The organism is Neisseria sp. HMSC070F02 (genome assembly GCF_001814225.1).
Lineage (GTDB): Bacteria > Pseudomonadota > Gammaproteobacteria > Burkholderiales > Neisseriaceae > Neisseria > Neisseria meningitidis.
Window position 1 is genome coordinate 1 of record NZ_KV815369.1, and the last position, 5,009, is coordinate 5,009.

14 protein-coding genes and 1 pseudogene are annotated in these 5,009 nt (G+C 50.2%); 2 read left to right on the plus strand and 13 right to left on the minus strand.

The window, feature by feature from the left end; all coding sequences use genetic code 11:
- A pseudogene (locus HMPREF2959_RS02300) lies at positions 1–208 on the plus strand (hypothetical protein); the annotation flags it as partial.
- Here the strand turns inward: HMPREF2959_RS02300 and HMPREF2959_RS02305 are convergent.
- From HMPREF2959_RS02305 to HMPREF2959_RS02325, 5 genes are read right to left on the minus strand one after another with little or no spacing between them, the layout of a single operon-like run.
- Positions 205–711, minus strand: a complete 507-nt coding sequence (locus HMPREF2959_RS02305; protein WP_002243486.1) for a DUF1804 family protein — start codon at positions 709–711, stop codon at positions 205–207. The pseudogene HMPREF2959_RS02300 and the gene HMPREF2959_RS02305 overlap by 4 nt on opposite strands.
- Positions 712–713: 2 nt before the next feature.
- Complete coding sequence (locus HMPREF2959_RS02310; RefSeq protein WP_002219313.1) at positions 714–911, minus strand: hypothetical protein; 198 nt, start codon at positions 909–911, stop codon at positions 714–716.
- Positions 908–1,174 carry a hypothetical protein gene (locus HMPREF2959_RS02315; RefSeq protein WP_002233854.1) on the minus strand — a complete coding sequence of 89 codons (267 nt, stop codon included), beginning with the start codon at positions 1,172–1,174 and terminating at the stop codon, positions 908–910. The genes HMPREF2959_RS02310 and HMPREF2959_RS02315 overlap by 4 nt, the downstream gene beginning before the upstream one ends.
- A gap of 11 nt (positions 1,175–1,185) precedes the next feature.
- On the minus strand, positions 1,186–1,524 hold the full coding sequence (locus tag HMPREF2959_RS02320; RefSeq protein WP_002222592.1) for a hypothetical protein: 339 nt from the start codon (positions 1,522–1,524) through the stop codon (positions 1,186–1,188).
- A complete protein-coding gene (locus HMPREF2959_RS02325; RefSeq protein WP_002215845.1) occupies positions 1,521–1,739 on the minus strand; it encodes a hypothetical protein in 219 nt (72 codons plus the stop codon). Before HMPREF2959_RS02325 ends, HMPREF2959_RS02320 begins: the two co-directional genes overlap by 4 nt.
- 12 nt (positions 1,740–1,751) lie before the next feature.
- On the opposite strand from HMPREF2959_RS02325, the gene HMPREF2959_RS02330 reads away from it, so the two are divergent.
- Positions 1,752–1,922, plus strand: coding sequence for a YegP family protein (locus HMPREF2959_RS02330; RefSeq protein ID WP_002215844.1), 171 nt, complete (start codon positions 1,752–1,754; stop codon positions 1,920–1,922).
- Positions 1,923–1,966: 44 nt separating this feature from the next.
- Here the strand turns inward: HMPREF2959_RS02330 and HMPREF2959_RS13445 are convergent, their stop codons facing one another.
- The 8 genes from HMPREF2959_RS13445 to HMPREF2959_RS02370 form a co-directional block, all read right to left on the minus strand.
- Entirely contained in the window at positions 1,967–2,272 is a 306-nt protein-coding gene (locus HMPREF2959_RS13445) for a hypothetical protein (protein ID WP_180295933.1), read from the minus strand.
- Positions 2,169–2,588 (minus strand): hypothetical protein, encoded by a 420-nt coding sequence (locus HMPREF2959_RS02340; RefSeq protein ID WP_002235717.1) that lies wholly within the window; start codon positions 2,586–2,588, stop codon positions 2,169–2,171. The genes HMPREF2959_RS13445 and HMPREF2959_RS02340 overlap by 104 nt, the downstream gene beginning before the upstream one ends.
- Positions 2,560–2,796, minus strand: coding sequence for a hypothetical protein (locus HMPREF2959_RS02345; RefSeq protein WP_002215783.1), 237 nt, complete (start codon positions 2,794–2,796; stop codon positions 2,560–2,562). Before HMPREF2959_RS02345 ends, HMPREF2959_RS02340 begins: the two co-directional genes overlap by 29 nt.
- A 2-nt stretch (positions 2,797–2,798) precedes the next feature.
- Positions 2,799–2,963: a hypothetical protein gene (locus tag HMPREF2959_RS02350; RefSeq protein WP_002215782.1), complete on the minus strand. Its 165-nt coding sequence runs from the start codon at positions 2,961–2,963 to the stop codon at positions 2,799–2,801.
- A gap of 2 nt (positions 2,964–2,965) precedes the next feature.
- Positions 2,966–3,172: a hypothetical protein gene (locus HMPREF2959_RS02355; protein WP_002219372.1), complete on the minus strand. Its 207-nt coding sequence runs from the start codon at positions 3,170–3,172 to the stop codon at positions 2,966–2,968.
- Positions 3,169–3,714: an N-acetylmuramoyl-L-alanine amidase gene (locus tag HMPREF2959_RS02360; RefSeq protein ID WP_070696326.1), complete on the minus strand. Its 546-nt coding sequence runs from the start codon at positions 3,712–3,714 to the stop codon at positions 3,169–3,171. Before HMPREF2959_RS02360 ends, HMPREF2959_RS02355 begins: the two co-directional genes overlap by 4 nt.
- A gap of 308 nt (positions 3,715–4,022) precedes the next feature.
- The gene (locus tag HMPREF2959_RS02365) at positions 4,023–4,451 is read right to left on the minus strand and encodes a Mor transcription activator family protein (RefSeq protein WP_002233778.1); all 429 of its coding nucleotides are present in this window, start codon (positions 4,449–4,451) and stop codon (positions 4,023–4,025) included.
- Entirely contained in the window at positions 4,432–4,866 is a 435-nt protein-coding gene (locus tag HMPREF2959_RS02370) for a gp16 family protein (protein WP_002222598.1), read from the minus strand. Before HMPREF2959_RS02370 ends, HMPREF2959_RS02365 begins: the two co-directional genes overlap by 20 nt.
- Positions 4,867–5,009 lie beyond the last annotated feature (143 nt).

The window sequence follows — 5,009 nt, forward strand, 5'->3', positions numbered from 1 at the left end:
GGGAGGGAAAGGAATTTTGCAAAGGTCTCGGGCTTTAATTGCGGCAAAAATAGACCAAGCGGAGATTTCTGATTCAGAAAAAAGCTGGCTGAAAAAAGAATTAGGGAAAATCAAGGACACTGCATTAAGTACGCTTACGGAAAATGCAATTAATGCTATCCCTGCCGCCACCCTCATTACTCTTTTAAAAAAATTTGTCGGCCTCTAACCAAACTTCTTCTCCACTTCCACCCCAAACGGCTCCAATACCTCCACAAAGGCAGGCAAATGTTTGGGGTGTTTTTCTTGCACAAACGCCATCAAGAACTCAATCAATTCCAAAGCCGTCGCCAGTTTTGACGTTTCCGGCATCACACGCGCATTGGCCGATACGGTTTTCGTAAACGCATCGGCCAGGCTGGCCAACAGCTTGGCGCGGTCGGACGGGGGCAAATCTTCGGTACTCGAATCCTGCAGCATCGTCATCGTGCTGTTGTACTGCACCATAAAACCGGCCAACATCGCACGGCTCAAGTCTTCAATACCGCCGTCGGCCAAAGTGTAGGAGGCGCGCATCTTATCCCAGTCGTCGCCTTTTTCCTTATCCGCACGTTTCCACGCACGCGCAGTGGTCTGCGGGATTTCGCACATCAAGGCCGCCGTTTCCAAAGTTTGCTCGCCGCTCACATAGAGCCGGCGTAACTTTTCACGGATTTCTTGCGGGTGAGCCATAATTACAGTCCCATTTTCGCTTTAAGCAATTCCCAGCCGACCGTAATCACGCCGCCGCCCAGTGCGCCGAATGTAATGGCCGTGCGTTTCGTGTCTTGGCGGATTTGCGCAATTTCCGCCTGCATTTCTTTCTGATTTTTCAGCGTTTGATCAGTCTTGTTTTCAATACGCGCCAAGGCTTCTAAAATCGGGTCGCTCATGATTTGTCTGCTTTCCTGTCCAGTTTTTCGTTTACTTTTTCCAACTTGTTTTCGATGCGCTCCAAAGACGCTGCGATATTTTTGCGGTCGGCTTGGGCATCCTGCTTGGTGTGGTACGAGAGCTTGACCGCATGCAGCTCCTCTTTCAGGTCGTCGATACGCTTGTCCGCTTCTTTCAGACGGCCTGAAATGCCGTTGACCCAAAACCAAAATGCCGCCGTCGCAATCGGCCACAGGGTTCTGAAACCAAATTCAAAGTCCATTTAAAACCCCTTTAAACCGGCACATCGCCGAATACGATACGGACGGCGTAACCGTCAGGGCGATTGCTGGCAATCTCCAGTCCATCACCATCATTACAAACACAGTAATACGCCCCCAAAGTTTGCCAAACCGCACGTTTAAAGGTGTCATAGTTCGTAATTGGATATTCAAGGTGAAACGTCGTCTGAAAATCCTTATCCATGCGTACCGCGTACTCAATGCCTGCCTTATCCAACAGATCGGAAACATGAATGACAAACGGCTCTTGCTCGCGTGCGCGGCTTAAGCCCAATTCCAAATCGGCATGGCGCACAGCCAACTGACGTTCAACTAATTCACGGTAGGTCATTCTTTGATACCCATTAAATATTTTGTCCGCTTGTACAATTTCTTAACCCACGAAATATTTACAAATGTATAAACCTTTGCTACAACTTCGCCGTCATAGTGCGCATTTTCTCGTGCAGCCCGAAATTTCGCCCTGGCTTCTTCAGGGTTGTCCGCCCAAATGCTCAATGACCAGGACTTGCCGTTAAAGCGGTAAGAAAACGTGTACTCATTCATAGGAGAAACCTTATGTATTTTGAAATCTATAAAGACGCAAAAGGCGAATACCGTTGGCGTTTGAAAGCAGCCAACCATGAAATCATCGCTCAGGGCGAAGGCTACACCAGCAAGCAAAACTGTCAGCACGCAGTCGATTTGCTGAAAAGCACTACCGCCGCTACCCCTGTAAAAGAGGTATAAAATCCGCTTTCACCCTCAGCCCGCGCCCTACGCGGGCTTTTTTGTCAGTTTCCGACTTTGCGGGAGTGATTGCCCGCCCAGTCGCGCCAAGCCTGATTTTGATTTTCCAGTTCGGCAACATAGCCGCCAAACTCGGCGGCGTGTTCCAACAGCGTGGCCGTCTTGCCGTCTTTCGGCGGATTCGGGCGCACCGGCGCGACCATCAACGCGGCAGGCGGTGTCGGCAAGACCGCCTTTTCGACAACCTTAATTTCCGTAGCCGAGGGCGCGGTTGTAGAGCTGCAGGCCGTGATGGCCAAAGCCGTCAATACAACCGCCGCCTGCATTTTTACGGTCTTGAGTAAGGACATTTTCGATTTCCTTTTTATTTTCCGTTTTCAGACGGCTGACTTCCGCCTGTTTTTTCGCCAAAGCCATGCCGACAGCGTGCGCCTTGACTTCATATTTTTTAGCTTCCGCACGCGCCTGTTCCAGCTCGCGTGCATAGTTTTGAGCCGACAACAGCAGGGCTTGCGCTTTGTCTTTTTCCATCTTGTCAATGACCGCCTGCTGCTTCGCAAAAGCCGACTTGTAGCCTTGATGGTGCGACACCGCCAAGAGCGTGCCGACAAGCGCGATGATGGCAATCGGTTGCCAGTTATTCGCCAGCAGTTTCACGAGATTCATTCTCGACCTCCTGACGTTTGACGCTGACCAACGAACGCGCCACCGCATAGCCGCCGACAATGCCCAAATACACCGCCCAAATCTCCGCCGACGGGTCGGGCAGCATCACAAACTTAACCGTCCCCGCCGCGCAGGCAACGTTTGCCCACAGTTTCGAGTGCGACACATTGCCTGTCGCTGGGTTTTTAAAAATATCCAAAATACGCATTGCTATTCCACACTTTTGGTTTGCAGGTGCCGTTTCAGCATTTCCTGATAATTGGCCAGTTCGCCCTCCGCAAATTCAAACGCCGCCAAGTCTGCCTGTTCGCTTGCCTCACGGCTTTTGGCCGACCACAGCCCAATCATCTTTTCGTAAAACGCAACCTGTCCCATGATTAACGACGATTCTTGCGTTTGCGCGCCGCGCGTTTCGCGGCTGCCACGCCTGAGTTTCTTAAATTTGGGCGTGGATAGGTGTGTATCGGACGAACATTTGGCATCTGTATAAGTGCGCGGTTTACCTGCTCATTACTAGGATTTTCTCCAATCAATTTTGTAAGAAAATAGGAAGCAGCTTCTTTCAATTTACCAATAATATTCATACTCTTGCCGCCCCCAATTCCATCGCAATCGCGTCCGCAATCGCGCGGCAGATGCCCCATTTAGTCGTCTTAAACAAGGCCAAATCAGTGTCGTTGCTGATGAAAAAAGGCTCAAACACAATGCCGCCGGCTTGTGCATAAGCCAGGCGCAAATGCTGGCCCGCATTGTCGGGTTTAAAGCCGTCTTCGCCGCGCAGTTTCCAGCCGGTTTTCTTGGCAACGGCTTTGCTCAACACCTGACACCAGCGTTTGTTTTTAACGGTACTCAAGGCTTCGATGCCTGTCGCCGCTTTGCTGACGGCAGCGTTGGTGTGAAACTCAATCGCCACATCCGAGCCGCGAATCAGCTTGACCGCTTCGCGCAGCGGCATATTGCCTTTGCCCGTGCCGTCGGTTTTAACGGTCAGGCCGTAATTGTTACGCAGGATTGAAGCCACAATGTTGCGCATATCCTGCGCCAAGTCCGCCTCACGGTCGCTGCCGTTGACCGCACCCGGGTCGGTGTTGCTGTGTCCAGCGGTTAAGGTTACGGTTTTGCCCATTCATCATCTCCAAAAAATATTGATTGCATATAGTGGATTAACAAAAATCAGGACAAGGCGAACGAAGCCGCAGACAGTACAGATAGTACGGAACCGATTCACTTGGTGCTTAGCACCTTTAGAGAATCGTTCTCTTCGAGCTAGGGCGAGGCAACGCCGTACTGGTTTTTGTTAATCCACTATAACATTTGAAAACCCCATTAAACCGTCTTTAACCCATCGTCCCGAACGGTAGATGTTTCACCCCTGCAAACCAAAAAAAAGACCGTCTGAATACAGACGGCCAAAGCCTGGTCACACATCACTGCCTAAAATAAAGCTGCCTGCTGTGCCGCAGGTCGGCTCATTTCATTGATAATCGTATATCCCGTTCGTGAAGAGATGCCGTATTTAGGGCATAGCTTCGTCATCGCCATAAGCCCGCTCTCCTTATCAATATCGCGCAATTTGACAAACTCCTGATAAAACCTATGGTTTCTCAACTGTATTAACGCCTTGCCGCACCGTGGGACATACAATTCCTCGCCACCATATACCTGCAACAGCTCATGTGTTTTCACTTCGCCGATGGCTTCGACCAAAATTGCCAAACGCTCGGTGTCCACCTTGCCCTTACCAAATTTAAACCGCGCCCCGCCAATCGCCTTGACCAGCTGTTCCGTCGCTGCCAGTCCGATGACATCCACAATGTCCAACACGGTATCCGGCAATAAATGTTCAACTTTTTCGAACCCCATCATCCCCACCCGCTTTTTCCGTTTTCCTGTTTTCCGCAATCTGCAACGCAGCAACCAGTTTATGTAGCTGCGTATCGTCTAAATATTCGACCTTATCCTTACCAAACATCCGCCGCGCCATTGCGTGTGCATAGTTCCAATGTTTGCCGCCGACGGTCAGCAGGGCTTCGACTTTGTCCAACATTGCCGCTGATGATGTCCGACGCAGATGTGGTTTACCGTGTGGGTTACCTTTTGCTTTAGGCTTAAATCCGTGCGACCGCATATCAGCGACAACAGACTCAAGTTCGGAAACATCCATATCCGCACACGACCGCTTGCCCGTCACGCGCTCCAACACCGCGCGATAGGTACCGTCGTCCAAGCCCAGCTCCTTTTGGGCAATTTTAATTTTTGCAATCAACGCCCGGCGCATCTCAAACCCATAAAACACAATATATTGACTAATTAACGCATATTATACCAATAAAATACAATATATAGTATTAAGCCGATGTTTTTTGCGAAACGGACAGACATGAAAAAGCAACTGTATTTTTCACCCCGTCGGGCAAAAAT

Excerpts from the sequence above, each read along its gene's own strand:
- HMPREF2959_RS02330 (WP_002215844.1), top strand. The coding sequence starts at position 1,752 with ATGTATTTTGAAATCTATAAAGACGCAAAAGGCGAATACCGTTGGCGT.
- HMPREF2959_RS02345 (WP_002215783.1), bottom strand. The coding sequence starts at position 2,796 with ATGCGTATTTTGGATATTTTTAAAAACCCAGCGACAGGCAATGTGTCG.
- HMPREF2959_RS02340 (WP_002235717.1), bottom strand. The coding sequence starts at position 2,588 with ATGAATCTCGTGAAACTGCTGGCGAATAACTGGCAACCGATTGCCATC.
- HMPREF2959_RS02370 (WP_002222598.1), bottom strand. The coding sequence starts at position 4,866 with ATGCGCCGGGCGTTGATTGCAAAAATTAAAATTGCCCAAAAGGAGCTG.
- HMPREF2959_RS02350 (WP_002215782.1), bottom strand. The coding sequence starts at position 2,963 with ATGGGACAGGTTGCGTTTTACGAAAAGATGATTGGGCTGTGGTCGGCC.
- HMPREF2959_RS13445 (WP_180295933.1), bottom strand. The coding sequence starts at position 2,272 with ATGTCCTTACTCAAGACCGTAAAAATGCAGGCGGCGGTTGTATTGACG.
- HMPREF2959_RS02315 (WP_002233854.1), bottom strand. The coding sequence starts at position 1,174 with ATGGACTTTGAATTTGGTTTCAGAACCCTGTGGCCGATTGCGACGGCG.
- HMPREF2959_RS02360 (WP_070696326.1), bottom strand. The coding sequence starts at position 3,714 with ATGGGCAAAACCGTAACCTTAACCGCTGGACACAGCAACACCGACCCG.
- HMPREF2959_RS02355 (WP_002219372.1), bottom strand. The coding sequence starts at position 3,172 with ATGAATATTATTGGTAAATTGAAAGAAGCTGCTTCCTATTTTCTTACA.
- HMPREF2959_RS02305 (WP_002243486.1), bottom strand. The coding sequence starts at position 711 with ATGGCTCACCCGCAAGAAATCCGTGAAAAGTTACGCCGGCTCTATGTG.
- HMPREF2959_RS02365 (WP_002233778.1), bottom strand. The coding sequence starts at position 4,451 with ATGGGGTTCGAAAAAGTTGAACATTTATTGCCGGATACCGTGTTGGAC.
- HMPREF2959_RS02325 (WP_002215845.1), bottom strand. The coding sequence starts at position 1,739 with ATGAATGAGTACACGTTTTCTTACCGCTTTAACGGCAAGTCCTGGTCA.
- HMPREF2959_RS02320 (WP_002222592.1), bottom strand. The coding sequence starts at position 1,524 with ATGACCTACCGTGAATTAGTTGAACGTCAGTTGGCTGTGCGCCATGCC.
- HMPREF2959_RS02310 (WP_002219313.1), bottom strand. The coding sequence starts at position 911 with ATGAGCGACCCGATTTTAGAAGCCTTGGCGCGTATTGAAAACAAGACT.